We start from the raw sequence: 24,888 nt of genomic DNA on the forward strand, positions 1-24,888 counted from the left end.
CATAGCAAATAATCCGGGTCCGTTACAAGTCATTATCCTGGCGGCTCTGTTGCCGTTTTAGATAAATGCCAATACTCATCACCCAATTTTTCGGCGATTTGCCGGGTTACAGCAATCAGCCCTTCTTTTATTCCTTCCGGAATGTCTTTCCCCTGTGCAGGTGAAGGGAAAGACAAACATAATCCAACGGTCTCATTACGGTGCTTATTAAAAATACTGGTGGCTAAGGTACTTATTCCCAGCAACGTTTCGTTGTTGGCAAATGACACACCGTTCAGCCGGACTTCCGCCAACCGGGATAACAGAACTTCCCTGCTGGCCGGTGAATTAGCAGAATGCACCTGATAGTGACCGCTATAACGTGCCAGAACATCATCATCGGTATACCGCGCAAGAATCGCACGCCCGATGGCCGTTTCATGCGCAGGCAGGAGGCTTCCGGCTGGCGTGACCACTTGCAGATACGTTCTGCCGGGAAACATGCGCATAACCATGATGTCGCGTCCTTCCAGCATGGAAATATAACCCGTGCATTGCGTCAGCTGGCTGAGTTGCGCCATATACGGTGACGCTAAATCGACCAGCGGAGTCGATAAATAATGACTGGAAACAGCCAGTAATAATCGTCCGATCCGGTACAGGCGGCTGTCAGGATCACGTTCCAGCAGTCCTTCCGTTTCCATCGTCATCAGTAACCGGGAAACCGTACTTTTCGGTAATTTTAAATTTTCAACGACATCACTGAACGACAAACCGGGATGCCCCTGACGGATCCCTTGTTTTGAAAATAGCTTCAGTACTGCCGCCGCATTTTCCAATGTGGTCATAAAGGCGTGAGTTCCGCTATATGGAACAAGGTTCCTGTTTAGTTAAATAAAAATTAAAGCTGATACGTGTCAGCGTCAAGTCGTTTATTTTTCACGCAGGATGAAATACACAAAGGAATATGCTTAAAGAAATTCTTAAAGCCATTAGATTGAGAGGAAGGAGAAATAAATGCCGAGTATTAATGAGGTGACTGATGTAAAAACCAGCAGATTATCGTGATTAAATATTCCGCAAAATATAAAGAGCGATAGAAGCTTCAATGAGAATAATGGTAACCGACCAGATGGCGGGCATCACTTTGGCATGCTGGCTGAAGAACGACATTATGGATTTCATCATGAGTTCCGCTGTTAAGTAATCACATGGGTTATTATTTTACGCCCACCTATACATCAGTACAATACTTAAGCGTACGTGATCTCCGTCACGTCACATGGCCCGTTTTGTTTACACCGGCTTTTCCCGGAGCCACGGCTCAGAACGCGCAGACATAAAAAAACGAGCCACCGGGCTCGTTTTGTCAGATATCAGGGGAATTCAGCGCGCCATCGACAGCGCCAGTGCATCCATAATCAGATTCACCACCCTCTGCGGCTCCTGAGTTCCGTCAACGACATGATGGGCCGCCTCCTGATAAAGCGCTTCCCGCTCATTCAATACTTCCGTCATTTCTTCCGTGATCGGCTTGCCTGTTAATGTCGGACGCTGATCTTCCAGCGGTGCATCTTCCAGACGATTTGCCAGGGTAGATGCAGGGGAACGCAGATAAATGACAGTACCATTCTGGCCCATAAAGTCGCGATTTTCCCGGGACAGCACCACGCCTCCCCCTGTGGCAACCACGGTGAAGGGCGAGCAAATAGCTTTTAATGTCTCAGTTTCACGACGGCGGAAGCCCTCCCAGCCTTCACGCTCAACAATATCTGCCACGCTGAGGCCAGAAGTACACAGCAACGCCAGATCGGTATCGACAAATTTGTAGCCCAGCGCTTTAGCCAGGGCATTGCCAACGGTTGTTTTACCCGCACCACGTGCGCCGACCATGAAAATGGTTTGTGTCATTACCGCTATCCTTTATTCCCTGGGAGCCGTTAGCCCGCCTGATGAAAATCCATCATCAATATGAAGTATGTGTCAAAAATGGTCATTGTACTGCCCTGCATGCGTACTCGTCAGATAGTACAACAAAAAAGCCTCACTGGCAGATTTTTGTCACCTGCCGGTGAAGCTTCTGTAGCGTTTTATTTACGCCGTTAAGGGCATCATACTGAAAAATCCTTGCTGCGCAACGGCCTGCAATAAGCTTTGCGAGCCCTATCCTCTAAGTTGCTGTATCAGCGGGGTTTACAGATATAGACCAGGGCGGGCGGAAAATTCTTCACTACCCGGATTTTTTTCCAGGTGAAGTAGCGTGATAACAATTTCTCTGACAGAGGGCTGTACTGGAATAAAACCAGCACGCCGTCCTTTTCTTTCAGCTGTTGCCGCGTGGTCTGCAAAATTCTGATACGGGTACGCAGAGGCATCGAGAGCAATGGCAGGCAGGAAAACACAGCATCATACGACGTGCTCATATGCTCGGCTGAATGTGCCATCACCTGTAAACGGCGATCTTTCATCTGATTAAGCTTACGGATAAACGCAGGCTGGATTTCAAAAGCCTCAAGCCGGGCGTCTGCCCGCATACGGCTCAGGATGCGGCGGGTCAGAACGCCGTCCGCCGCGCCAAGTTCGGCAATATCCAGCGATGTCGTCCAGTCAATCTGACTGAGCATCGCATGGCACAACCACGGTGACGAGGGCATAAGGGTTCCCATGGTGCGTGGTGAAGTAATAAAATTCTGCAAATAAAAAAACTGATTCTGAATCGAAATCCCGGTGTTCTTAATTGTCATTATTGCGGCATTTAACATTTAAAAGTCCTCCTGGGGGATATAGACTTCAATATCACTTATAAATTCTTAAGAAATGATTATTAAGAATAAAAAAGTGCCAGGAAGTTTAATATAAATTAAATCCTATGAGATGATTCTCAAAATAAACCGGCGAAGAGAAAAGATAAAAAGAATAAAAAAGGCCAATGTCAGGTGACATTGGCCTTCTCAATTCCCTATAACACGATTGAGCCTAATAAAAATCAGATAAATCAAGCGTTTCGCTTTAAAATATCTGCTTATTATTTATACAACTCAACACTGGCACGGGTCAGACTTGAATCCCCCGGGGTATCCGCACCAATCACACGGTAGTGGCTCGCCCCTTTGTCGCTGGCAATCTGGTTCAGTTGGTCGTGCAAACTGCCCGGGATGGTGCTAGGCGCACTGACGGACACCATGCCCAGTGACTGATAAGTACCGCTTTGCGCCTGCATTTCTGAAATAGGCGTCGCAGCCAGGGCAGAAAATGAAGCAACAGTAATAGCAACAGCTGTAATTGCAGGTAACAGTTTCATATTACGCACCTTTCTTTCGTTAGTTTCGTTAATTAATGGGGGCGGAAGCAATCCGTTGAATTAATTATCGCCGAAGCAATGAAAGCGGACGTAATACAATGTAAAGAACTTAAACCATTGTGGTAAAAATAAGGAGAGTATGAAAACAAACATTTCTGCTAGCGTAAGCGCTGGAGAATCAACGATATTTAATGGAGAAAGTATGGAGGAATTTCAAAGTTATTTATAGTTCGCACAACTTTCGCACAAATCGACGCCAGCATGCAATCACTGTTATGATTATTTTGTATGAATTCTCTGTTGCAGTGACCGGCTGTCCTGTCAGGGTTACAGAGTTCGGTTTCCCGCGCGTGCGGAGAACCTTTGCATAATGATAAAAGGGAGTATTTATGGCGGGTGGTAGTCTTCTGGCCTTAATCGATGACATCGCATCGATTCTTGATGATGTAGCGGCGATGAGCAAAGTCGCTGCGAAAAAAACAGCCAGCGTGCTGGGCGATGATTTGGCGCTGAATGCACAACAGGTGACGGGAGTAAAAGCCGATCGGGAATTACCGATCGTCTGGGCGGTAGCCAAAGGCTCAATGATCAACAAAGCCATTCTGGTTCCGCTGGCCTTACTGATCAGTGCCTTTATCCCCTGGGCCATTACCCCGCTGCTGATGATTGGCGGCGCTTATTTATGTTATGAGGGTTTCGAAAAAATCGCCCATAAACTCATGCCGGGCGAGCATCTTGCTGAAGAAAAACCGGCCACCGCTGAAATAAAAAATGAAGCGGATGCTAAAAAGCATGAAAAAGATAAGGTCAAAGGCGCTGTGCGCACCGACTTTATTCTTTCAGCTGAAATCATCGTGATTTCGCTCGGTATTGTCTCATCAGCGCCGTTCCTTAATCAGATCACCGTGATGGTGCTGATTGCGGTGATAATGACTATCGGTGTTTACGGGCTGGTCGGCGCGATTGTCAAAATCGACGACGCCGGTTTGTATCTGAGTAAACTTTCCGGCGAAAACAGCATGATGAAGGGTGTGCGCGCCTTTGGTCGCAGCATCGTAAATCTCGCTCCCTGGCTGATGAAGGCACTGTCGGTGGTGGGGACTGTTGCAATGTTCCTGGTCGGCGGCAGCATCATCAGCCACGGCCTGCCGTTTATGCACAGCCTGATTGAACCCCTGACGCACGGCCACGAAAGCTGGGTGAATACACTGATTACCGGTGCCACTGATTTAGTCGTCGGTCTGATTGTCGGCGCGGCCGTGCTGGCGCTGGTGATGATTGGGCAGAAAATGTTCGGCAAGAAATCATAATACAGACGCTGTGCGCCCTTCCCTCTGTGAAAGGGCGCCTCTTAGGCTTTTATCTTCAGTGCTTCGATGCCACCAGCATCATGATATCACTGGTGAACGTACCGTCAGGCTGGATCTCAAAATGTTGTACCACCTCATCCGACATGACTTTTTGCAGTTCGCGGATAGCAACGGCGAAATGTTCCGGCGTACGCATACGGGCAATCCAACTGGTGAACTCCAGCGGCAGACGATCTGTCGTGACCTCACGGGCAATCAGCCCGGCTTCAGCCACCATATTCAGCCATTCACCTGGTGAATAATTGCAAACATGCGAGGTGTCGCGCAGCACTTCGACGGTTTGCAGATAAATATCCAGCAACGGGTGTCCCGGTGACACCACATCCATCATGATAAATTTACCGCCCGGCTTCAGCACGCGTGCCACTTCACGCAGCGCCTGCCCGACATCATGCCAGTGGTGCGCGGAATAGCGGCTGATGATCACCTCAGCGCTATGATCCTCGAAAGGCAGCGATTCCGCCATGCCCTGTTGCACAGTGATATTGGTCAGTTGCTTATCCCGGGCAGCCTGCATGACCACATCCAGCATCTGCGCCGACAAATCGTAAGCAATCACATTTTTAACCACGCCTGCGGCAACAAAGCTGGCGTGCCCTGCGCCGCACCCCAGATCAATGACCTGCGCTTCCTTATAGGGTGCCAGCAAGGCAGCGAGACGTTGTAAATCCGCGCCCTGCGAATGAACCGCACTGGTCAGGTAATCCTGTGCCTGTGAGCCAAACTGCTTATCAACAGCCTCACTGTGAGTATTTTTGGTATTCATCATTGCTCCTGTCTGTCTTGTTTTTGTAATAAGAATCTGGGTTTCTCATGTTTCAAAATCACTATAGGCAGAGTTCTATACGAGAACAATATGAGCATTTATACTGGTATCAGTTACTTCCTGTTTAAGAGAATGTCATGACTGATAATGCAGAGTCGCTCAGCGGGCCGAAAGCGCTGGGCACGTTTTTACGTACTCACCGCGAACGTGTCACGCCTGAAATGGTCGGTCTTCCCGGTTCCTCCCGCCGCAGAACCAGCGGTTTGCGCCGCGAAGAACTGGCGCAAATCAGCGGGATCAGTGCAACGTGGTATACGTGGATTGAGCAGGGCCGCGATGTATCCATTTCCGCTGCGACACTCGACAGACTGGCAAAAGCGCTGCGCATGGAGTCTGCCGCACGCGAGTATTTATTCAGTCTGGCATCGGTGAAAGATCCCCGGATGTTGCCCTCTTCCGGCGCGCCGGACGCCGGCCTTAAAGATTGCGTCAGTCAACTCACCTGCCCCGGTTATCTGCTCGACAGTGCCTGGAATGTGCTGGCATGGAATCCCCAGGCAGGAGCGTTGTTCGGTGGCTGGCTGGGAGTGGATGAACACCCTAATCTGCTGGAGTTCATGTTCCTGCATCCGCTGGCTCGCCGGCTGGTCACAAACTGGCCGGAACGCGCCAAACGGGTGGTGGCGGAGTTTCGCGCCGAAACCAGTCATTACGCCCATTCGGAAGCCGTCCGCCAGTCGGTGATCAACCTGCGTGAGCGCAGCCACGAGTTCAACCAGTGGTGGTCACAGCAGGAAGTGCTGGCGCGTGAGGGAGGTGAACGGCGTTTCCATCACCCGCTTCAGGGTGAAATCTGTTACCGGCAACAGACCTTTTTCCCGGCCGGATATGCAGAATGTAAACTGGTGATACTGGTACCCGAAACGTAAAAAACCACAGCGGGCAGCCTGCTGTTTTTTCTCGGTTAATGGTCATTTTCACCAATTGACATACAGATGCCGGATATGTGAGGCTGACTTTTTTGGTTTGCTAAATAATTGGTTTCCCCAATGACAGGTTAACGCCCATGATGACACGCCAGATTTATCAGGATGAAGAATTCGAAATTCGTGTAGCGACTGAACTTGAGGCCGTCACGCATTTTGCTGCAGTTAAAGCGTCTGTAAAGGATATCGGCGCATGGGAGTCCTGGTGTACCGATAAATATTCGCTTGAAGACAGCCGGAAATACCTGGCCGACAGCGAGCAGAAACGCCATCGCGGCACAGAATTCAATTTTTGTATCTTTGAGCGTTCAGGCGGTAATCTGATTGGCAGCGTGGGCATCAACCGCATCACGCCCGAGTACAAATTCGCCAATCTCGGTTACTGGATCCGTACCGGTTATACCGGCCACGGGCTGGCGACGCTGGCAGCCAGATCGGCGGCACGCTTTGCGTTTACTGAGCTGGAGCTGACCCGTCTGGAAATCGTGGTGATGGAGGGCAACGAACGCAGCCGCCGGGTGGCGGAAAAAACGGGCGCGATATCAGAAGGCCTGCACCGTAACCGGCTTTATTATCATGGTCAGCCATGTGATGCCTGGATGTATTCTCTGATCCCGGGCGATCTCTGAGGCTGACCTCACAAAAAGATAAGGCAACAAAACATGACTTTTTCTACCCATACCGTATCTACCGACTGGCTGGCGAAGAATCTGAACTCACCGGACGTGGTCATTATCGATTGTCGTAAATCCAAACCGGGCATTACACCGCCCATCGATTTCCACGCAAAATATCTCGAAACGCATATTCCCAACGCGATTTATGTGGAAGTCGACAGCATTTCTGATTGCAGTACCGGCCTGCCACACATGATGCCGACAGCGGAAGAATTCGCTGCGTCAATGAGCCGTTTAGGCGTGGCCGATACGCAAACCATCGTACTGTATGACGAAGGCGATCTCTTCTCCGCGCCGCGTGTGTGGTGGATGCTGACCAGTTTCGGTGCCAAAAGCGTACGCGTGCTGGATGGGGGTCTGAATGCATGGATTGCCGAAGGTAAGCCGACACAAAGCGGCGAGCACACCCGCGTACCCACGACGTTTAATGCCAGGCTGGTGCGTCCGGTGGTGGTCAGTGCTGATCAGGTGAAAGACGCGATCGGCAAGGTGCAGATTATCGACGCCCGTTCGCTGGCACGCTTTAAAGCCGAGGCGCCGGAACCGCGGCCAGGGCTGCACGGCGGGCATATTCCCGGCAGCCTGAGTGTGCCGTTTACCGAACTGACGCAGGACGGACATCTGAAATCGCCATCAGATCTGAAGGCGACGTTTGAACGTCTGGGCGTCAATCTGGATAAACCGGTCATCACCAGTTGCGGTTCAGGTGTTACAGCCGCCGCCCTGGCATTCGGACTGGATTCGCTGGGCGTTAAAGATGTGCTGTTATATGACGGTTCGTGGGCTGAATGGGGGGACATTAACGAAGATTTCCCGATCGAAACGCACTGATCCTGTGATGCAGGAAAACGACAACCGGGCACCGCGCCCGGTTTTTTTATGCCGTTTTTGACAACTCAGGCATCAGCTCACTGACGCCGAGCGCCAGAGCTAACGCTTTCATCTGGCTGATCACCTGGTAGGCCTGTCGTGGAACTTCGGTGAATTTTTCAATAAGTAAGGGTTTACTGACCGGCTCATCCACAATGTCGTGCAACGCCTGCCGTAAAATCGCCAGATCCTCCGAAGAAGTTTGCGCACAGGTGATCATCGGTAAACCGGGCACAGCGGCGGTTTGTCCGATCACCTCCAGCCCGGTGAGGGAACGGGACCCGGTACGCCGCAGGAGTTCCAGCGTTACGCAGTCAATCGCGGCAAGATCGGCAAGATTTTGCTGAACGTAATGAAGCGATTCGCGGTGCCCTCCGGTGGCGGTGGCCTGTGAGAAAAACCTTCCGTCTTTGGCCAGCGGCGCGACCAGTGCGCGCAGGCTGTTATAACCTGACTGGGAATCGGTACTGTTAAACGCCAGCCGCCGGTGGCGAAAATCAGCCAGATGTAATCCGGCATCCTCCTCACGCGCCAGTAAAAAACTGCGATAACGGAAACCGTCGCAGCCGGGGGCATGGTAACTGAATGTGCCCACCAGCTGAACCTGGGGCAAACTTTCCATCAGCGGAAAACCGCAGGTCTGGCTGAGCAACAAATCCGGTGCCTGCCAGTGGCTGAATAAATCCTGCGGCCAGTTCAGCGCATCCGGTGTTGAAGCGAGGCCGAGTTGCCGGAGTTTTTGGCGTAGCACGTCGGCGAACGCTTCCACATCAGCGGGAGAAATCGCATACATCGGCAAAGACATCAGCATCATCTGGCCACTCCGTCAGGGGGTATCCTGCTGATAATCATAGTCGCTGAGCACAGGCTGCGCCGGAGATTTCCCGGCGGCAAAAGGATGAGCTTCAACATCTACAGGTATCTGCGTGTGATCGCGGAACCACTGGCGGTAACCATGCACGACGAAACCCTCGCTGCGCTGAATATACGCCTCACGGTCAGCGACGTAGACCTGTCGCAGCGCATACCACGGCACGCCGGGTAAATCGTGATGTACCAGATGATAATTCAGATTCAGAAACAGCAGACGCCACACAAAACCGGCTTCATTGAGCGTCGATCGGGCCTGCGGCAAATGCTCTGCGCGATGTTCAAAGAAAGATCGGACTTTGGTCAGGCTCAGGGCGGGATAACTTACTGCCAGAATAAAATACAGCGGCGATAACCCGCGTTGCGCCATCACGCTGAACAGGGCTACCAGCAATACGCCATGCATCAGCCACATACTCACCGTACGCCACTCGCCACGCAATACGGCCATCAGCGCGCCGGTCAGCGCACTCACAATATCTGACAGCGGGCCAATGAACATTCTTCCCGGCAAGGTATTGCGCAAACGGACAACAGTTTTCATCGCGGGTGACAGATTTTCCCAGGTTGTACGGCTGAAATAATAAGCTTCAGGATCGTCGCCGGGCAGCGTCAGATGTTCATTGCGGTGATGTTGCAGATGCGTATCCCGATACAGGCCATAGGGATACCAGACCGCCAGCGGCAGCATGCCAAATAACTGATTCAGCCAGGGTTTACGGGTAGGGTGACCGTGGATGAGTTCATGTTGCAGTGACATATACCAGGTAGTGAACCAGATAAGCAGCGGTGTTCCGAGCCATGGACCGAGACCATGCCAGAAAAAAACGCTAGCGAACCAGCCGCTGTAGACTGAGACAATCAGTAACCAGGTGGGGATTTCCAGCCTCCACCAGTAATGGCGTGAGCGGAGAGTAATTTCGGCCCGCTGACGGGCGCTGAGGTAAAACGAAGAAGACGTCATAATGTGCCAGAGTCAGAAAGCCTGACACATTATCGGACAATGGATTGATGCCGCTAACTAACTTAAATCACTATCTATTGCCAGTTAGCGGCTAACAAACTCAGCCCTGCATATCTTTTTGCAATGCCTGGGTAAACTGTTCCATCGGACAGAAACCCTGCTTGTCGGTGGTACATCCTTCGATGTGCAACGTCACACGTTCCGGAGGATTTTTGAGGCTCAGCGCCACATTATTGCGGATCTGGCGGGCAGTCGGATAAACATATTCAATTTTCATCAAATCCTTATCCGCTTTTTTGTCGTGCCAGCGCTGGAAGACCACCGTGCCGCTGATAGGCGTGCGTTCATACTGCCCCGGTAACTGGTAATCCTGCGTTTTCAGTGCAGCCAGCAGGGAAGCGATATTCGAATCATGCCCGACCAGCACCGCCAGTTTTGCCTGTTGGGCGGCCTTCTGATCAGCGGTTGACGCCAGCTTCGGATCAAGCACACCGGCGATAAAGGTCAGCAACGGTTTAGCTGCGTTGGCCGCAATCGCTGGCGATCCAAACAGTGTTTCGTGATACAAATTTTTGATAGTTTCCAGCTTCGTCCATTGGTCTGGTGTATCAACTTTCCCCCAGGCAATATCCTTCATCGGGAAACCTTCGTAATACTGCAACATGAAGGCATCGGTTGCCCCGGTCGCCATTCGTAGCGGGCCGGTAATGCCCGGTTCCTTGCCCTGGGTCAGCACCACGTCTGACGGCTGCGAAGCCAGATCGCACTGTTTTTTCTCTTTGCAGATTTTACTGTTTTTATAATCGAGGATGCTTTCCAGCAACTGATAGTTCGGCTTGAGACGCTGATTCAGCCCTGCCAGTCCGCCCTCGCCTGCGTGCTGATTAATCGAGTTCAGGGCGCTGGTTTTGAAAGTATCATTCACTTCTGCGGTAATGATCGGGTTAAAAACGGGATCCATTTTGCCGATCTCTACGCGATTCAGCACCGGGACATCGCAGCCGGGGAAAGCCCCACCGGTAAAGTGTTTCGCGGTATCAATGGTGCGCGGCAAACTGTTAGCGTAGGTAAAGACTTGCGTATTTTCAGGGCATCCGGCGGCAGGCAACAGTTTGTCCTGCGCCAGCCAGGCGCGGAAATAATGCCCCATATGTTCGGAAACCTGACCACCTTTTGGTGTCAGCAAACCGCCTTCGGTTTTCCACACCGGCCAGGTGTGCGTTGTCGATTCGGCAAGCACATCACCATAATTGACCAGCGGCGCACGGATACCGTGGCGGCTGAGCACCAGCACCTGTTGCAGTTCTAAATTATCGGACTGGGCAGCCTGAGCGACAGGCAAAGTGAGAGGTAAAACGCAGGCAAGTGCAGACAACGCAAAATAACGGGATGCTTTTTTCACGAGTGATCCTCTTGATGAAGTGTTTTGTAGATTCCCTGAAAACAAAAAACGCCGCAGAAGCCAACAGATTGATTCCTGCGGTGAATTTTCAGCATAGTGGAATATTCATCAAAAGTGGGGGATCAGGTTCACAACCTGCATCCGGGCTTTGTTCAGTCACAAAGAAAGCGGATCAGAACTGATAACGCAGCCACGCAAAGAACACATTGCCGTTATTGTAAGTTCCCGGAATATATGTCGCCTGGAAGGTGAGTTTGTTATAACCGATGGAAGCCAGCGGTAAAACGATCGGAATCGGGATATATTTATAGTCGTCACGAGCTGTGACCGCTGCGGTATACCCCAGCCCTAAGCGGAAGTTCTTATCTTCTGCAGGTGTCCATATTTTTTCCCAACCGTAACCCCCGATGGGTTCCCATTTATTATGGGAGTCTTTAAACGCCATTAAATAAATGCCATTCCAGTTACCCTTTTCATCGTACCGGGAAATACCATAACCTCCGCCCCACGGACGTTCGTTATATTTATCGGTTTTCTCTTTATCGTAGGTCAGGCGGTTATGCCAGGTAATAACCGGTAAATACAGATCCTGCGAATCAGAATCATTCCACGTCGTCGAAACCTTGTCTTTAAAATCTGACCATATTCCGGGAAAGATAGACTCTTTCTGTGATGGCTTTGGATCATCCGTGGGATAGGCACTATTATTGGCGGCAAAAGCGGGCACACAACAGGCGAGAACAACGGTGAAACTTAAATCCCTGGTAATTTTTTTATAAAACATCTTTTCAAATAACTCCCTGACGTAATGAATTATTATACCTAATCACGTCTGGAAAATAATTAAACGAGTTAAAAACAATACCCTTATTATTTTTTAATTACCTGAAATTTAAGTGGTTGCCGATTATATTATAAGAGAATTCCTACCCTGAAGATAATACCATAAGTAAACAGAACGTAAGGATTAAGTAAGTTTCATAAAAAAATCCGCAGGCTTTCGCACTGCGGATTTTTATTACTGAAGCCCGTTAAGCGTTAGCCAAGCTGTTTACGGGCATTGCGGAACATGCGCATCCACGGGCTGTCTTCGCCCCATTCTTCCGGATGCCATGAGTTGCTGACAGTGCGGAAAACGCGCTCCGGATGCGGCATCATCACGGTAACGCGGCCTGACAGGTTGGTCACCGCCGTGATGCCGTTCGGAGAGCCGTTCGGGTTCGCCGGATAGCTTTCGGTCGCCTGACCGTTGTTATCCACGAAACGCAGCGCTACCAGATTACTGTGCTCAATTTGCGCCAGATGCGCGGCGTCACGCACTTCCACATGCCCTTCCCCGTGAGAAACTGCGATTGGCATACGTGAACCGGCCATACCCTGCATGAACATCGACGGGCTGGCAGCCACTTCCACCAGACTGAAACGTGCTTCGAAACGGTCAGACAGGTTACGCACGAAGCGTGGCCAATGTTCCGCACCGGGGATCAGTTCTTTCAGGTTAGACATCATCTGACAGCCGTTACACACACCCAGCGCCAGCGTTTGCGGACGGTGGAAGAATTCTTCGAACTCTTCACGCACGCGGTCATTGAACAGAACTGATTTCGCCCAGCCTTCACCCGCGCCCAGCACATCACCGTAAGAGAATCCGCCGCACGCCACCAGCGTATGGAAATCCTGCAAATCCCGGCGACCGGCCAGCAAATCACTCATGTGGACATCAACCGCATCAAAACCGGCACGGTGGAAGGCAGCCGCCATTTCCACGTGGGAGTTCACGCCCTGCTCACGCAGCACGGCAACTTTCGGACGCGCGCCCTTCGCGATGTAAGGTGCGGCCACGTCTTCGTCAGGGGCAAAGGTCAGTTTGACGTTCAGCCCCGGATCCAGATCATTGGTTTTCGCCTGATGTTCCTGATCGGCACATTCAGGGTTGTCGCGCAGACGTTGCATCTGCCAGGTCGTTTCAGCCCACCAGGTACGCAGCGTGGTGCGGCTTTCGCTGTACACCGGCTTGTCACCAGAAGAAATGATGAAGCGGTCACCGGTTTCGACGCTGCCGAGGTAATGCGTGCAATCCGCCAGACCAAAATCAGCCAGCGTTTTCTCAACTGCTTCACGGTCTGATGCACGGATCTGGATCACCGCGCCCAGTTCTTCGTTGAACAATGCCGCCAGCGCATCAGTGCCCAGCGCCGCGATATCTGCGGTCAGGCCGCAATGCCCTGCGAAGGCCATTTCAGCCAGCGTCACCAGCAGACCACCGTCGGAACGGTCATGATATGCCAGTAATTTCTGCTCAGACACCAGCGCCTGCATGGCATTGAAGAAGCCGCCCAGTTGCTCTGCGCTGCGCACATCCGCCGGCGTATTGCCGAGCTGACGGTAAACCTGTGCCAGCGCCGTGGCACCCAGTGCGTTATGACCGGCCCCCAGATCCACCAGCAGCAACGCGGTGTCACCTTTATCGGTGCGCAGTTGTGGCGTCACGGTATGACGAACGTCTTCGACACGGGCAAACGCGGTGATCACCAGTGACAACGGCGAAGTCATCTCGCGTTGTTCGTTACCTTCCTGCCAGCGGGTTTTCATCGACATGGAGTCTTTGCCCACCGGGATGGTAATGCCCAGCGCCGGACAAAGTTCTTCGCCTACCGCTTTCACGGCGGCGTATAAACCGGCATCTTCCCCAGGATGACCGGCCGCAGACATCCAGTTAGCAGAAAGCTTAACGCGTTTCAGGCTGCCGATTTCTACCGCCGCGATATTCGTCAGTGCTTCGCCAACGGCCATGCGACCGGAAGCGGCGAAATCCAGCAAGGCAACCGGCGCACGTTCGCCCAGTGACATCGCTTCGCCGTGGTAGCTGTCGAGGCTGGCGGTGGTGACTGCGCAGTCGGCTACCGGGATCTGCCACGGGCCGACCATCTGGTCACGTGCGACCATACCGGTGACAGTGCGGTCACCGATGGTGATCAGGAAGGTTTTCTCGGCCACGGCCGGCAGATGCAGAACACGGTTTACCGCTTCAGCAATCTGAATATTTTCCGCATTCAGGTCATCGCCTTTGGCTTTCAGCGTGGTGACGTCGCGGGTCATTTTTGGCGTTTTGCCCAGCAGCACATCCAGCGGCATATCTATTGGCTGGTTGTCGAAATGGCTGTCTTCCAGAGAAAGATGCATTTCTTCAGTGGCTTCGCCGATGACCGCATAAGGAGCGCGTTCGCGCTGGCAGATCGCATCGAACTGTTCCAGCTGCGCCGGAGAAACCGCCAGCACATAACGTTCCTGCGATTCGTTACACCAGACTTCCAGCGGGCTCATACCCGGTTCGTCGTTGAGGATATCGCGCAGCCGGAAACGGCCGCCACGGTTACCATCACTGACCAGCTCCGGCATGGCATTCGATAAACCGCCCGCACCGACGTCATGGATAAATAAAATCGGGTTGGCTTCGCCCAGTTGCCAGCAGCGGTCGATCACTTCCTGACAACGGCGTTCCATTTCCGGGTTGTCGCGCTGTACGGAAGCAAAATCCAGATCGGCATCAGACTGACCGGAAGCCATAGAAGATGCCGCACCGCCGCCCAGACCGATATTCATCGCCGGACCACCAAGAACGATCAGTTTCGCGCCAACGGTGATTTCACCTTTTTGTACGTGATCAGCACGGATGTTACCGATACCGCCCGCCAGCATGATCGGTTTATGATAACCGCGCAGCTCCGGGCCGTTGTGGCTGTTGACGTTTTCTTCATAAGTACGGAAGTAGCCCAGTAATGCCGGACGACCAAATTCGTTGTTAAATGCGGCCCCGCCCAGCGGACCGTCGGTCATAATATCCAGCGCGGTAACGATACGATCCGGCTTACCAAAGTCTTCTTCCCATGGTTGTTCAAAACCCGGAATACGCAGGTTGGAAACGGAGAAACCGACCAGACCGGCTTTAGGTTTCGCACCACGGCCGGTTGCGCCTTCATCACGGATTTCGCCGCCGGAACCGGTGGCCGCACCCGGCCACGGAGAGATCGCCGTCGGGTGGTTATGGGTTTCGACCTTCATCAGGATATGCGCCTGTTCCTGATGAAAATCGTACAGACCGTCTTTTGCATCAGCGTAGAAACGGCCGACCTGTGAACCTTCCATCACGGCGGCGTTATCTTTATACGCGGACAGCACGTGATCAGGGGTGTGTTCGAAGGTGTTCTTAATCATCTTAAACAGGGATTTCGGCTGCGTTTTACCGTCGATAATCCAGTCTGCGTTGAAGATTTTGTGACGACAGTGTTCTGAGTTTGCCTGTGCGAACATATAAAGTTCGATATCCGTCGGGTTGCGCCCCAACGACGTAAAGGCAGCCATCAGATAATCAATTTCGTCCTGCGCCAGCGCCAGACCTAATTTGGTATTGGCGGCTTCCAGTGCGCCACGGCCCTCACCGAGGATATCCACATGTTGCACAGGGGCAGGCTGATGCTGTGCAAACAGCGCGCTGGCGTCTTCCAGCTGGCCAAAGACGGTTTCCATCATGCGGTCATGCAGCAAGGCACCCAGTTCGCTCCACTGAGCTTCGGTCAGTTGCGGTGCCTGAACATAAAATGCCAGACCGCGCTCCAGACGCAGAACCTGTGACAGGCCGCAATTGTGTGCGATATCGGTAGCTTTGGAAGACCACGGAGAAATGGTGCCGGGGCGCGGGGTCACTAACAGTAAACGACCAGAAGGAGCATGTTCAGCGAGAGAAGGACCGTATTTCAGAAGGCGTTGTAACTTGGTTTGTTCGTCCGAATTCAGCGGCGCGCTGACATCGGCAAAGTGTACATATTCGGCGTAAATATCGCTGACCGGAAGGCGGACTTCCTGACAACGGGACAACAATTTATTAATGCGAAAAGCCGACAAAGCGGGCGAACCACGCAGTATTTCCATAATGACAGATCTCTCGTCTTCGAAGACACTGACCACAGTGCTTCATTGGGCGCAACAGGGGGAAAACGCGGGCTATTATAAAGAAAGCTGGCGTCCGACGAAACCGTTTGCGCAGGGAAACTTGATATTCATTTATAGGCCCACATATCTTGCGGGTATCATGAATAAAGTTGCAGACTGCCGTTTTGTTGAGCAAAATGCGTCAGCACTGGGGATATAACCATACTAACTGCACAGCATAGCGTAAAAAAACAAGAGCGCCGCAGCGAGATAACTATTTGACGCGACTAAAAATTAATTATGTCCTGATGGGGATCGCCGCCCTGTTACTGGCGCTGGCTTTATGGCCCGCAGTCCCGTGGCACAGAGGTGAAGGCGACCAGCTGGATCACATAAAATCCCGTGGAGAATTGCGCGTAAGCACGCTCAATTCTCCACTGACTTTTATGGAATCTCCGGAAGGTAATCTCGGCTTCGATTACGAACTGGCTAAACGCTTTGCAGATTATCTGGGCGTGCGGCTGGTCGTGACACAGCACACCACCATCGAGAGCATGTTTGACGATCTGGACCATGATCATACTGACCTGCTGGCTTCCGGGCTGGTATATAACAATGCGCGGCTGAAAAACTACCGCGCCGGTCCGGAGTACTATTCCGTTTCCCAGCAGCTGGTTTACCGGCAGGGTGCCGTGCGTCCGAAAAGCTTTGCGGACATCAAAGGCTCGCTGGTGGTGTCTGCCGGCAGCGCACATATCGCCACACTCGAAGACGCCAGTAAAAAGTATCCCGACCTCACGTGGACCACGACCGATAAGATGTCGCCACGCGATTTGTTGCAGCAAGTCGAGAACGGCAAACTCGATTATACGCTGGGCGATTCGGTGACTATCGCGCTGATGCAGCGCGTCTATCCGCGTCTGGCGGTGGCTTTTGATGCCACTGATGACGAACCCGTGACCTGGTACTACCGCAAGCAACCTGATGACGACAGCCTCTCGGCCGCCATGCTGGACTTTTTCAGCCAGATTTCTGAAGACGGTACACTGGAAAAGCTGGAGGAGAAATATCTCGGGCATGTGGGCGATTTTGATTACGTCGATACCCGGACTTTCCTTAACGCCATCGACAGTACGCTGCCGGATTTACAGCCGCTGTTTGAAAAATATGCCGGGAATATTGACTGGCGTTTACTGGCTGCCATCGCCTATCAGGAGTCACATTGGGATCCGCAGGCGAAATCCCCGACCGGCGTACGGGGTGTGATGATGCTGACCCGTGCAACCGCGGGCGGGCTGAATGTCGACGACCGTACTGACGCCGAACAGAGCATTCGCGGCGGTGCCCAGTATCTGTCGCATCTGATGGATAAAATGCCGGAATCAATTCCGCAGGATGAACGGATCTGGTTTGCCCTTGCCGCTTATAACATGGGTTATGGTCATATGCTGGATGCCCGTAAGCTGACGGCGCAGCAAAAAGGCAATCCTGACAGCTGGGCTGATGTGAAGCAACGCTTGCCGATGCTGAATCAGAAACGCTTCTTCAGCCGGACGACTTACGGATATGCGCGTGGTACGCAGGCGTATAACTATGTGGAGAATATCCGTCGTTATCAGCTGAGTCTGGTGGGATACCTGATGGAAAAGGAAAAACAGCAGGCACAGAAAGCCGCCTTACAGGCTCAGTTAGGTCAGGGGTATCCGGTGGTCAATGCGCAGGAAGCCCTGGCACCGTAAGGCTGGCAGGCCTGTTTATCAGGCCTGTTCATCCGACGCATTACCCGCCTGAGCAGCACGCTCTGCCAGTCGCAGCGCTTTTTTCTGACTGCGGCGAAAACGGAAAAAACGACTCAGTTGTTCCGAACAGGCTTCTGCCAGTACACCCGCAGTAATGTCTATCTGATGATTCATGCCCGGATGGCGCAGTATATCGAGCAACGATCCCGCAGCACCGGTTTTGGCGTCAGCGGCACCATACACCACGCGGCGGATCCGGCTGTGGATCATCGCCCCGGCGCACATAACACAAGGTTCCAGCGTGACGTAAAGTGTGGCGTCAAGCAGGCGATAATTGCGTATGGTGTCACCGCCCTGACGTAATGCCATGATTTCCGCATGCGCTGTCGGATCATGATGACCGATAGACCGGTTCCAGCCTTCGCCAATCACCTGATTGTCTAAAATCAGCACTGCCCCCACCGGCACTTCGCCTTCGTCCTGCGCTTTCAGCGCCAGCGTCATGGCATACCGCATCCAGTGTTCATCATCATTTATTACTGCCAATTCTGCGTCTGCCACTTCAACCTCAATTATTTTTTACCGGCAGACATTTTAGCTGAATTTTGTGCTGGCCGTTATTCGAGTTGCTGTAACTCACCCTGTTTACTGACGCGAAAACGGTGTTCACAAAAGAACAATAACGGGTTGTCCTGCTTACTGTCGCTGTATCCGCTGTAAAGTTTAAGCGGAGAACCAATGCGGCTTTCGAGCTGCACCACTTTCTCCTCACCCAGACAACGCAAGGGTAACACCCAACCGCCTTTACCCCGGGCGATCCGGCTGCCGACCAGACGGACCTGTGGCAAAAACAGGGACGTATTATAGACCTGCTTTACCAGATTCTCCGGTGATCCGGTGATCAACCAGACTTCAGTATCATCGCTGTCGAGATATTCACGCAGCCTGCGCTGCACCACCGGAAACTCCACCACTTTCTCGCGAAAGGCAGTCACAAATTGCAGCTCCAGCGCTTTTAGCCGCGCTTCACTGTGACCAAAAGTAATAGCCCACAGTAACAGGCTCATCGGCCAGCGCGCGGCGCGCCCATGGATAAACAGTCCGATTCCTATCAGCGGCAGAACCGGCACGACTAAAATCAGATTCTGCGGCATCCGTCTGAGCAAAAATCGCAGAAAGCTGCCGAACATATCCTGCTGGTGCAGCGTGCCATCAAGATCAAAAAAGACTACCCGCCGATCAGGCTTCGTACTCAATCCGTTACTCCTCGGGATCGTTGAACCCCATCAACCAGGTAAAAATAAAACCAGCCAATACCGTAATGACTAAACCCGTCAGATACAACATCACTTTGCCGGAAATAATGGTCAGTGCCAGCGGCAGTCCGGAAATACCAAACGTGATGACCGTCGCGACTTTCCAGTAACAGATTAGCGCACCCCCGACGGCTCCGCCCAGACACGCACCAATAAAAGGACGACCGAGCGGCAAGGTAACACCGAATATTAATGGTTCACCGATACCGAGAATACCCACCGGCAGCGCGCCTTTAATCACTTTTTTCAGCCGTGTGTTTCGGGTTTTAATATACACCGCAATTGCCGCGCCCACCTGCCCCACGCCCGCCATGGCTAAAATCGGCAGCAGTGGATTAGAACCATGTGCCTGGATCAGCTCAACGTGGATCGGCACCAGCCCCTGATGCAGCCCGGATAATACCAGCGGCAAAAATGTCCCCGCCAGTATCGCGCCCACCAGTAATCCACCTTTATCGATGGCAATATTGACACCCTGCGCGATGCCGTCAGAGATATAACCACCGACAGGCTGAAGGATAACAATCGCCAGTGTCGCAGTGATAAGGGTCGTCATCAGCGGATTAAGGATCAGTTCGACAGATTCCGGCAACCACTGACGCAGCCTCTTCTCCAGCCAGCACATCAGCGCGACGACCAGTAATACAGCGATCACACCGCCGCGCCCCGGCTGTAAAGTTTCACCAAACAGGGTAATTTGCGCCAGTGCAGGGCTGGAGAGGATCCCCGCCATCACACCGCCCATGGCCTGAGAACCGCCGAAAACGCGCGCCGCGTTCACGCCGACTAAAATATTCATGATGGCAAACACAGCACCACCAAAAATCGCCAGCAAGCCAAGCACGTTAGGATAATCAAGGGCAATGGAACCGGCGATATCCGGCCGTTTGAGCAGGTTAATAATGCCCATAATCAGCCCTGAGGCAATAAATGCCGGGATCAGCGGGATAAAGACATCAGCCAGTTTGCGCAGCGCCCCGCTCATCGGTGCAGAGTACTTCGCTTTGGCGCTGGCTTTATTCCGGGCAATGTCATTTTCTCCCGACGAATTTGCCGTCCCTGTCGGACTCAGCAACAGACGCATCTCATCCACCACTTTTGCCGCCGCACCCGGGCCAACAATAAACTGATGCTGGTCACCTTGTTTAAGATATCCTTTGATACCTTCCAGTGTTTTCAGGCTGACCAGATCCAGCCGGTTATCGTCATACACTTCCACGCGGACGCGGGTCATGCAGTTTTCCAGCTTGCTGATATTCCCTTCACCGCCGACGCCCTGCAAAATCTTCGCAGCCAGCAGATGAGTTTTATCCATTGCCATCGCCATGCTTAACTCCTTGAGTTTAATCAGTCAGTGCCGCGCGCAGGAATCCATGGTGTTTAGTCAGTCGTATTTTGGCCTGCTCCGCGTCAATGCCTGCCAGCACCATCAGAATGGCCGGTTTGACTTCAAAATCGGTTTGAGAGAGTGCCTGTTCAGCATCAGCACGGGAGGCCCCTGTGGCCTCAACAACGATCCGGCAGGCACGATCGACCAGCTTCACATTGGTCGCCTTCACATCTACCATCAGGTTCTGATAAACCTTGCCACTTTTGACCATCGCCCCGGTTGAAATCATATTCAGCACCAGCTTCTGCGCCGTGCCGGATTTCAGACGGGTTGAACCGGTCAGCGCTTCCGGCCCGACAACCGGAGAAATCGCGATAGCCGCCTCGCGGGCAATTGGCGAATCCGGGTTACAGGAAATCGCCACTGTGGCGCAGCCCGTTTCGAAGGCATAGCGCAAAGCACCGATGACATAAGGGGTGCGTCCGCTTGCGGCTAATCCGACGACGGTGTCATCCGCGTTCAGATTGATGTTTTTTAAGTCTTCAACGCCCAGCGATTCACTGTCTTCCGCACCTTCTACCGCTTTGAGCAGCGCACCCGGCCCGCCGGCAATCAGCCCGACAACCATGCCGTGCGGCACGCCAAACGTTGGCGGACATTCCGAAGCATCCAGAACGCCAAGACGTCCGCTGGTGCCGGCACCAAGGTAAATCAGGCGTCCGCCGGATTTAAAAGAAGCCGCCGCTTTATCAATAGCCTGTGCGATATAAGGCAGAACTTTATTGATGGCTTCCGGCACTTTGCGGTCTTCCTGATTGAAGCAGGTGGCCAATTCCAGTGAAGACATTTCATCTAAGTTCATCGTATCCGGATTGCGGCTTTCAGAAACGAGTGCGCCTAAATTGAGTGGACGATTCATGATTCTCTCCTGAATTTTTAATTCAAAATTATTACACAATAGTTGAATATATTATTCATCAATACGAGGAATATTTGCTACTTTAGATAACATAATCCGTAAAACGTGATGTAAGTATTCAGAGACACCGGGATAACCCACCATGAGTTGTATGATCCGTATCCGTCAGCTTTATCCGACGCTGGCGCAAAATGACCGCAAACTGGCTGATTTTCTCCTCGCGCATCCGGAAAAAGCGCGCCATATGAGTTCGCAGAAACTGGCTGAAAAGGCCGGTGTCAGCCAGTCTGGCGTGGTGAAATTTGCCCAAAAACTGGGATATAAAGGCTTCCCGGCGCTGAAACTGGCAATGAGTGAAACACTGGCATCGCCGGAAAACAGTGAGCCGGTCACTGTACATAATCAGATTTTAAGCACCGACAGCCTGCATGTTGTGGGTGAGAAATTACTGGCTGAGAAACAATCGGCGCTTCGTGCAACCCTGGATATCAACAGCGAGCCACGGCTGCAAATTGCGTTGTCGATGCTCGCCGGTGCCCGAAAAATTGTGCTAAGTGGCATTGGCGCATCCGGATTAGTGGCAAAGGATTTAGCGTATAAGCTGCTGAAAATCGGGGTCACGGCAATTGCCGAATCCGATACGCATGTTCTGGTTGCCACCGCACAGGCGCTGTCGAAAGAAGATTTATTGCTGGCGATTTCGTTCAGCGGTGAACGGAGCGAAATCAATCTTGCGGCAAAGGTCGCCCGCGAGAGTGGGGCAAAAGTCCTGGCCATCACCGGTTTTTCACCTAATACCCTGCAACAGCAGGCAGACCATTGTTTGTATACGGTCGCAGATTTACCCGCAACCCGCGGCGCAGCCCTCTCCGCCAGTACGGCGCAATATTCCCTGACGGATTTATTGTTCGTCGCACTGGTTCAGCAAGATACGGCGCATGCACCGGAGCGTATCCGTCACAGCGAAGAATTGGTGAAAAAGCTGGTTTGATCCGGATCATTTGAAGGATGGAAAGGTACGCGAGCAGAACCTACGCCAGCGCAATTCTGCTATACTGCGCGCCCTGATTATTGATCTGTTTATTGAATATAAGAGAAAACGCCATGGCCCTGTTGATCACACACAAATGCATTAATTGCGATATGTGCGAACCGGAGTGCCCGAATCAGGCGATTTCAATGGGCAGTGAGATTTACGAAATCGACAGCGATCGTTGTACGGAATGCGTCGGTCATTATGATAAACCGACCTGCCAAAGCGTCTGCCCGATCGACAATACCATCATCATTAATCCGCAACACACCGAAACCAACGAACAGCTTTGGGATAAGTTTGTGGTATTGCATCACACCGTATAATTAACGGCGTGATGCATTTTCAAAACCACCCAAAATAATTCGAGCGGGAGGAAGGCGGCAAGTGAAGTGATCCCGATGAGCTTATTCAGGTAAGTGATTCGGGTCACTGAAAGCAGCCAACGCATCTGCCGCTTGCAGTACGAAGGGGTTAGTTCTCGATAATTACCGTGGCACAGGCATAACGCCTTTCATCAGCCAGCGTAACATGGACTGATTTCACCCCCATTTCTGCAGCCATTTCCGCCGCGCGGGCATGAAAAACCAGCCCCGGTTTTCCCAGCACATCATTGACGACTTCAAATTGCTCAAATGCCAGACCGTTGCGGATCCCGGTTCCCAGCGCTTTAGCCGCGGCCTCCTTGACAGCAAACCGCTTCGCGAGGAAACGTACCGGCTGTTGGTGCTGCTGATACACAGACCATTCATTCGCGCACAAAATACGCTTCGCCAGACGGTCGCCACTGCGTTCAATTACCGCTTCGATACGGGAAATTTCAACGATATCCGTACCTAAACCTAAAATGCTCATTACCGGCGCGCTTCCCGCATCAGGTTTTTCATTTCGCGTACTGCACCGGATAATCCGTCAATAACAGCCTGACCGATAATCGCATGGCCGATATTGAGCTCATGCATTTCCGGCAGTGCGGCGATCGGCTGCACGTTATGGTAAGTCAATCCGTGGCCGGCGTTCACTTTCAGCCCCTTACCGGCTGCATAAGCTGCGCCCTGTTTAATACGCTCCAGCTCGGCCTGACGCTCAAGGTCAGTTTTCGCCTCCGCATAAGCACCGGTATGGATTTCGATGTAAGGCGCCCCCACAGCGACGGCCGCATCAATCTGGCGCATATCCGGGTCGATAAACAGGGAAACCAGAATGCCCGCTTCGCTTAGGCGCGTGACCGCAACGGTCATTTTATCCAGCTGACCGGCGACATCCAGCCCCCCCTCAGTGGTCACTTCTTCGCGTTTTTCCGGCACCAGACAGCAGAAATGCGGCAGAATTTCGCAGGCAATACCGACCATCTCGTCGGTGACGGCCATTTCCAGATTCATGCGGGTTTGGATAGTCTGACGCAGAAGACGTACATCACGGTCGGTGATATGACGACGATCTTCACGCAGGTGGACGGTGATCCCATCAGCACCAGCCTGTTCAGCGATAAATGCCGCCTGAACCGGATCAGGGTATGCCGTACCGCGTGCATTACGCAATGTCGCGATATGATCAATGTTAACGCCCAACAGCAACTCAGCCATAACAGCTCCAGGTTTAAGAATGAATTGATTGATGAATGGAACAAAACGCTAATTCCTGCAGTTTACACCTTTGAGAGTGGCGGCGTGTAGCCCGGATTCCGAATTAGCGGGAAGAATTATCAGAAGGTGATACAGGTTTTTTAACCTGAAACTGGCGGAACAGCTCGCGGCTTTTCAGGGGCTTACCGCCAAGGTAAGGTTTGAGCGCCATGCGGGTGAAACGCTTTGCAGCCCGCAGCGTTGAGACATCCGCGAATTCACGGCTGGCCAGTGCTTTCAAATCCCGGCCGGTAAAGCTGGAATGATCAATCACCAGACTGGCAATAAAGCCTTTTTCTTCACGGTAACGGTACGTCATGGTGTCACTGACTTCTTCACCGCTGCCTGCGCAATGCAAAAAATCCACGCCGTAACCCAGATGGTGCAATAGGGAAAGTTCGAACTGACGTAATGCATATTCAGGAGACGCGCTGGCACTCGCGAGATTTTGCAAACAGTTGAGATAATCGAAGAACAATGATGAGTAATTAGCTTCCTGCTCAAGCACCCGTGAAACGAGCTCATTGACGTACAAGCCGCTGTAAAGCATCAGCCCGGAAAGAGGAAGAGCAAGGGAGACAGGTTCAGCATTACGCAGGGTTTTCACTTCTCCCCGCCCGCTCCAGCGAACCAGTAAAGGAGTAAAAGGCTGCAGGCAGCCTTTTAAATTGGACCGGCGGCCACGCGCACCTTTAGCCAGTATGCGTACCCGCCCTTGCCCCTCAGTGAACAAATCCAGCATTAAGCTGGTTTCACTGTAAGGTCGCCCATGCAAAACAAATGCGCGTTGCCAGCCTTCCATAGGCGCGGAC

General features: G+C 52.4%; 24 protein-coding genes. 7 read left to right on the forward strand and 17 right to left on the reverse strand.

Annotation, left to right across the window (positions count from 1 at the left end; translation table 11 throughout):
• Positions 1-32: 32 nt before the first annotated feature.
• The 4 genes from ETV65_RS10905 to ETV65_RS10920 all read right to left on the reverse strand — a co-directional run bounded on the left by ETV65_RS10905 (position 33) and on the right by ETV65_RS10920 (position 3,280).
• Entirely contained in the window at positions 33-827 is a 795-nt protein-coding gene (locus ETV65_RS10905; protein WP_129952877.1) for an IclR family transcriptional regulator, read from the reverse strand.
• A 538-nt stretch (positions 828-1,365) separates the two neighbouring features.
• Positions 1,366-1,890 carry a shikimate kinase AroL gene (gene aroL, locus ETV65_RS10910; protein WP_129952878.1) on the reverse strand — a complete coding sequence of 175 codons (525 nt, stop codon included), beginning with the start codon at positions 1,888-1,890 and terminating at the stop codon, positions 1,366-1,368.
• A gap of 272 nt (positions 1,891-2,162) precedes the next feature.
• Entirely contained in the window at positions 2,163-2,741 is a 579-nt protein-coding gene (locus ETV65_RS10915; RefSeq protein WP_129952879.1) for a methyltransferase, read from the reverse strand.
• 263 nt (positions 2,742-3,004) lie between these two features.
• The gene (locus ETV65_RS10920) at positions 3,005-3,280 is read right to left on the reverse strand and encodes a DUF1471 domain-containing protein (protein WP_129952880.1); all 276 of its coding nucleotides are present in this window, start codon (positions 3,278-3,280) and stop codon (positions 3,005-3,007) included.
• A gap of 389 nt (positions 3,281-3,669) precedes the next feature.
• Between ETV65_RS10920 and ETV65_RS10925 the strand changes: the two genes are divergently transcribed.
• On the forward strand, positions 3,670-4,590 hold the full coding sequence (locus tag ETV65_RS10925) for a DUF808 domain-containing protein (RefSeq protein ID WP_129952881.1): 921 nt from the start codon (positions 3,670-3,672) through the stop codon (positions 4,588-4,590).
• 55 nt (positions 4,591-4,645) lie between these two features.
• On the opposite strand, the gene ETV65_RS10930 is transcribed toward ETV65_RS10925, so the two are convergent.
• Entirely contained in the window at positions 4,646-5,416 is a 771-nt protein-coding gene (locus ETV65_RS10930) for a class I SAM-dependent methyltransferase (RefSeq protein WP_129953314.1), read from the reverse strand.
• Between the two features lie 137 nt (positions 5,417-5,553).
• Here ETV65_RS10930 and ETV65_RS10935 point away from each other — a divergent pair, with 137 nt between their 5' ends.
• The 3 genes from ETV65_RS10935 to sseA all read left to right on the forward strand — a co-directional run bounded on the left by ETV65_RS10935 (position 5,554) and on the right by sseA (position 7,910).
• Entirely contained in the window at positions 5,554-6,345 is a 792-nt protein-coding gene (locus ETV65_RS10935) for a helix-turn-helix transcriptional regulator (RefSeq protein ID WP_129952882.1), read from the forward strand.
• A 137-nt stretch (positions 6,346-6,482) separates the two neighbouring features.
• Positions 6,483-7,031 (forward strand): GNAT family N-acetyltransferase, encoded by a 549-nt coding sequence (locus tag ETV65_RS10940; RefSeq protein ID WP_129952883.1) that lies wholly within the window; start codon positions 6,483-6,485, stop codon positions 7,029-7,031.
• 33 nt (positions 7,032-7,064) lie between these two features.
• Positions 7,065-7,910 carry a 3-mercaptopyruvate sulfurtransferase gene (sseA, locus tag ETV65_RS10945; protein ID WP_129952884.1) on the forward strand — a complete coding sequence of 282 codons (846 nt, stop codon included), beginning with the start codon at positions 7,065-7,067 and terminating at the stop codon, positions 7,908-7,910.
• Positions 7,911-7,956: 46 nt separating this feature from the next.
• Here sseA and ETV65_RS10950 read toward each other — a convergent pair whose 3' ends face one another.
• The 5 genes from ETV65_RS10950 to purL all read right to left on the reverse strand — a co-directional run bounded on the left by ETV65_RS10950 (position 7,957) and on the right by purL (position 16,114).
• Positions 7,957-8,763 (reverse strand): PhnD/SsuA/transferrin family substrate-binding protein, encoded by an 807-nt coding sequence (locus ETV65_RS10950; protein ID WP_129952885.1) that lies wholly within the window; start codon positions 8,761-8,763, stop codon positions 7,957-7,959.
• Between the two features lie 12 nt (positions 8,764-8,775).
• Positions 8,776-9,783 carry a fatty acid desaturase gene (locus tag ETV65_RS10955; RefSeq protein WP_129952886.1) on the reverse strand — a complete coding sequence of 336 codons (1,008 nt, stop codon included), beginning with the start codon at positions 9,781-9,783 and terminating at the stop codon, positions 8,776-8,778.
• A 100-nt stretch (positions 9,784-9,883) separates the two neighbouring features.
• The gene (gene agp, locus ETV65_RS10960; protein WP_129952887.1) at positions 9,884-11,185 is read right to left on the reverse strand and encodes a bifunctional glucose-1-phosphatase/inositol phosphatase; all 1,302 of its coding nucleotides are present in this window, start codon (positions 11,183-11,185) and stop codon (positions 9,884-9,886) included.
• Between the two features lie 172 nt (positions 11,186-11,357).
• Entirely contained in the window at positions 11,358-11,969 is a 612-nt protein-coding gene (gene pagP / locus ETV65_RS10965) for a lipid IV(A) palmitoyltransferase PagP (protein WP_129952888.1), read from the reverse strand.
• A 254-nt stretch (positions 11,970-12,223) separates the two neighbouring features.
• Positions 12,224-16,114 carry a phosphoribosylformylglycinamidine synthase gene (gene purL / locus ETV65_RS10970; protein WP_129952889.1) on the reverse strand — a complete coding sequence of 1,297 codons (3,891 nt, stop codon included), beginning with the start codon at positions 16,112-16,114 and terminating at the stop codon, positions 12,224-12,226.
• A 278-nt stretch (positions 16,115-16,392) separates the two neighbouring features.
• On the opposite strand from purL, the gene mltF reads away from it, so the two are divergent.
• Entirely contained in the window at positions 16,393-17,853 is a 1,461-nt protein-coding gene (gene mltF / locus ETV65_RS10975; protein WP_129952890.1) for a membrane-bound lytic murein transglycosylase MltF, read from the forward strand.
• A gap of 18 nt (positions 17,854-17,871) precedes the next feature.
• Here the strand turns inward: mltF and tadA are convergent, their stop codons facing one another.
• From tadA to murQ, 4 genes are all read right to left on the reverse strand, one after another.
• Complete coding sequence (tadA, locus tag ETV65_RS10980) at positions 17,872-18,399, reverse strand: tRNA adenosine(34) deaminase TadA (RefSeq protein ID WP_274387381.1); 528 nt, start codon at positions 18,397-18,399, stop codon at positions 17,872-17,874.
• Positions 18,400-18,470: 71 nt separating this feature from the next.
• Positions 18,471-19,109 (reverse strand): phosphatidylglycerophosphatase C, encoded by a 639-nt coding sequence (yfhb, locus tag ETV65_RS10985; protein WP_129952892.1) that lies wholly within the window; start codon positions 19,107-19,109, stop codon positions 18,471-18,473.
• Positions 19,110-19,113: 4 nt separating this feature from the next.
• Positions 19,114-20,484, reverse strand: a complete 1,371-nt coding sequence (locus tag ETV65_RS10990; protein ID WP_129953315.1) for a PTS transporter subunit EIIC — start codon at positions 20,482-20,484, stop codon at positions 19,114-19,116.
• A gap of 28 nt (positions 20,485-20,512) precedes the next feature.
• Positions 20,513-21,418, reverse strand: a complete 906-nt coding sequence (murQ, locus tag ETV65_RS10995; RefSeq protein ID WP_129952893.1) for an N-acetylmuramic acid 6-phosphate etherase — start codon at positions 21,416-21,418, stop codon at positions 20,513-20,515.
• Between the two features lie 142 nt (positions 21,419-21,560).
• Between murQ and ETV65_RS11000 the strand changes: the two genes are divergently transcribed.
• Positions 21,561-22,409, forward strand: a complete 849-nt coding sequence (locus tag ETV65_RS11000) for a MurR/RpiR family transcriptional regulator (RefSeq protein ID WP_129952894.1) — start codon at positions 21,561-21,563, stop codon at positions 22,407-22,409.
• Between the two features lie 113 nt (positions 22,410-22,522).
• On the forward strand, positions 22,523-22,777 hold the full coding sequence (locus ETV65_RS11005) for a YfhL family 4Fe-4S dicluster ferredoxin (RefSeq protein ID WP_129952895.1): 255 nt from the start codon (positions 22,523-22,525) through the stop codon (positions 22,775-22,777).
• A 148-nt stretch (positions 22,778-22,925) separates the two neighbouring features.
• Here ETV65_RS11005 and acpS read toward each other — a convergent pair whose 3' ends face one another.
• The 3 genes from acpS to recO form a co-directional block, all read right to left on the reverse strand.
• Positions 22,926-23,306 carry a holo-ACP synthase gene (gene acpS, locus ETV65_RS11010; protein WP_129952896.1) on the reverse strand — a complete coding sequence of 127 codons (381 nt, stop codon included), beginning with the start codon at positions 23,304-23,306 and terminating at the stop codon, positions 22,926-22,928.
• The gene (pdxJ, locus tag ETV65_RS11015) at positions 23,306-24,037 is read right to left on the reverse strand and encodes a pyridoxine 5'-phosphate synthase (RefSeq protein WP_015698389.1); all 732 of its coding nucleotides are present in this window, start codon (positions 24,035-24,037) and stop codon (positions 23,306-23,308) included. Before pdxJ ends, acpS begins: the two co-directional genes overlap by 1 nt.
• Before the next feature lie 103 nt (positions 24,038-24,140).
• A complete protein-coding gene (gene recO / locus ETV65_RS11020; RefSeq protein WP_129952897.1) occupies positions 24,141-24,878 on the reverse strand; it encodes a DNA repair protein RecO in 738 nt (245 codons plus the stop codon).
• Between the last annotated feature and the right edge of the window lie 10 nt (positions 24,879-24,888).

The sequence above is a fragment of the Rahnella sp. RFA10(1/100) genome (assembly GCF_004195115.1).
Lineage (GTDB): Bacteria > Pseudomonadota > Gammaproteobacteria > Enterobacterales > Enterobacteriaceae > Rahnella > Rahnella perminowiae.

Excerpts from the sequence above, each read along its gene's own strand:
- sseA (WP_129952884.1), top strand. The coding sequence starts at position 7,065 with ATGACTTTTTCTACCCATACCGTATCTACCGACTGGCTGGCGAAGAAT.
- ETV65_RS11000 (WP_129952894.1), top strand. The coding sequence starts at position 21,561 with ATGAGTTGTATGATCCGTATCCGTCAGCTTTATCCGACGCTGGCGCAA.
- ETV65_RS10990 (WP_129953315.1), bottom strand. The coding sequence starts at position 20,484 with ATGGATAAAACTCATCTGCTGGCTGCGAAGATTTTGCAGGGCGTCGGC.
- ETV65_RS10930 (WP_129953314.1), bottom strand. The coding sequence starts at position 5,416 with ATGAATACCAAAAATACTCACAGTGAGGCTGTTGATAAGCAGTTTGGC.
- ETV65_RS10925 (WP_129952881.1), top strand. The coding sequence starts at position 3,670 with ATGGCGGGTGGTAGTCTTCTGGCCTTAATCGATGACATCGCATCGATT.
- murQ (WP_129952893.1), bottom strand. The coding sequence starts at position 21,418 with ATGAATCGTCCACTCAATTTAGGCGCACTCGTTTCTGAAAGCCGCAAT.
- ETV65_RS10955 (WP_129952886.1), bottom strand. The coding sequence starts at position 9,783 with ATGACGTCTTCTTCGTTTTACCTCAGCGCCCGTCAGCGGGCCGAAATT.
- ETV65_RS10940 (WP_129952883.1), top strand. The coding sequence starts at position 6,483 with ATGATGACACGCCAGATTTATCAGGATGAAGAATTCGAAATTCGTGTA.
- ETV65_RS10935 (WP_129952882.1), top strand. The coding sequence starts at position 5,554 with ATGACTGATAATGCAGAGTCGCTCAGCGGGCCGAAAGCGCTGGGCACG.
- ETV65_RS10950 (WP_129952885.1), bottom strand. The coding sequence starts at position 8,763 with ATGATGCTGATGTCTTTGCCGATGTATGCGATTTCTCCCGCTGATGTG.
- ETV65_RS11005 (WP_129952895.1), top strand. The coding sequence starts at position 22,523 with ATGGCCCTGTTGATCACACACAAATGCATTAATTGCGATATGTGCGAA.
- recO (WP_129952897.1), bottom strand. The coding sequence starts at position 24,878 with ATGGAAGGCTGGCAACGCGCATTTGTTTTGCATGGGCGACCTTACAGT.
- pagP (WP_129952888.1), bottom strand. The coding sequence starts at position 11,969 with ATGTTTTATAAAAAAATTACCAGGGATTTAAGTTTCACCGTTGTTCTC.
- pdxJ (WP_015698389.1), bottom strand. The coding sequence starts at position 24,037 with ATGGCTGAGTTGCTGTTGGGCGTTAACATTGATCATATCGCGACATTG.
- aroL (WP_129952878.1), bottom strand. The coding sequence starts at position 1,890 with ATGACACAAACCATTTTCATGGTCGGCGCACGTGGTGCGGGTAAAACA.
- purL (WP_129952889.1), bottom strand. The coding sequence starts at position 16,114 with ATGGAAATACTGCGTGGTTCGCCCGCTTTGTCGGCTTTTCGCATTAAT.
- ETV65_RS10905 (WP_129952877.1), bottom strand. The coding sequence starts at position 827 with ATGACCACATTGGAAAATGCGGCGGCAGTACTGAAGCTATTTTCAAAA.
- acpS (WP_129952896.1), bottom strand. The coding sequence starts at position 23,306 with ATGAGCATTTTAGGTTTAGGTACGGATATCGTTGAAATTTCCCGTATC.
- ETV65_RS10915 (WP_129952879.1), bottom strand. The coding sequence starts at position 2,741 with ATGTTAAATGCCGCAATAATGACAATTAAGAACACCGGGATTTCGATT.
- ETV65_RS10920 (WP_129952880.1), bottom strand. The coding sequence starts at position 3,280 with ATGAAACTGTTACCTGCAATTACAGCTGTTGCTATTACTGTTGCTTCA.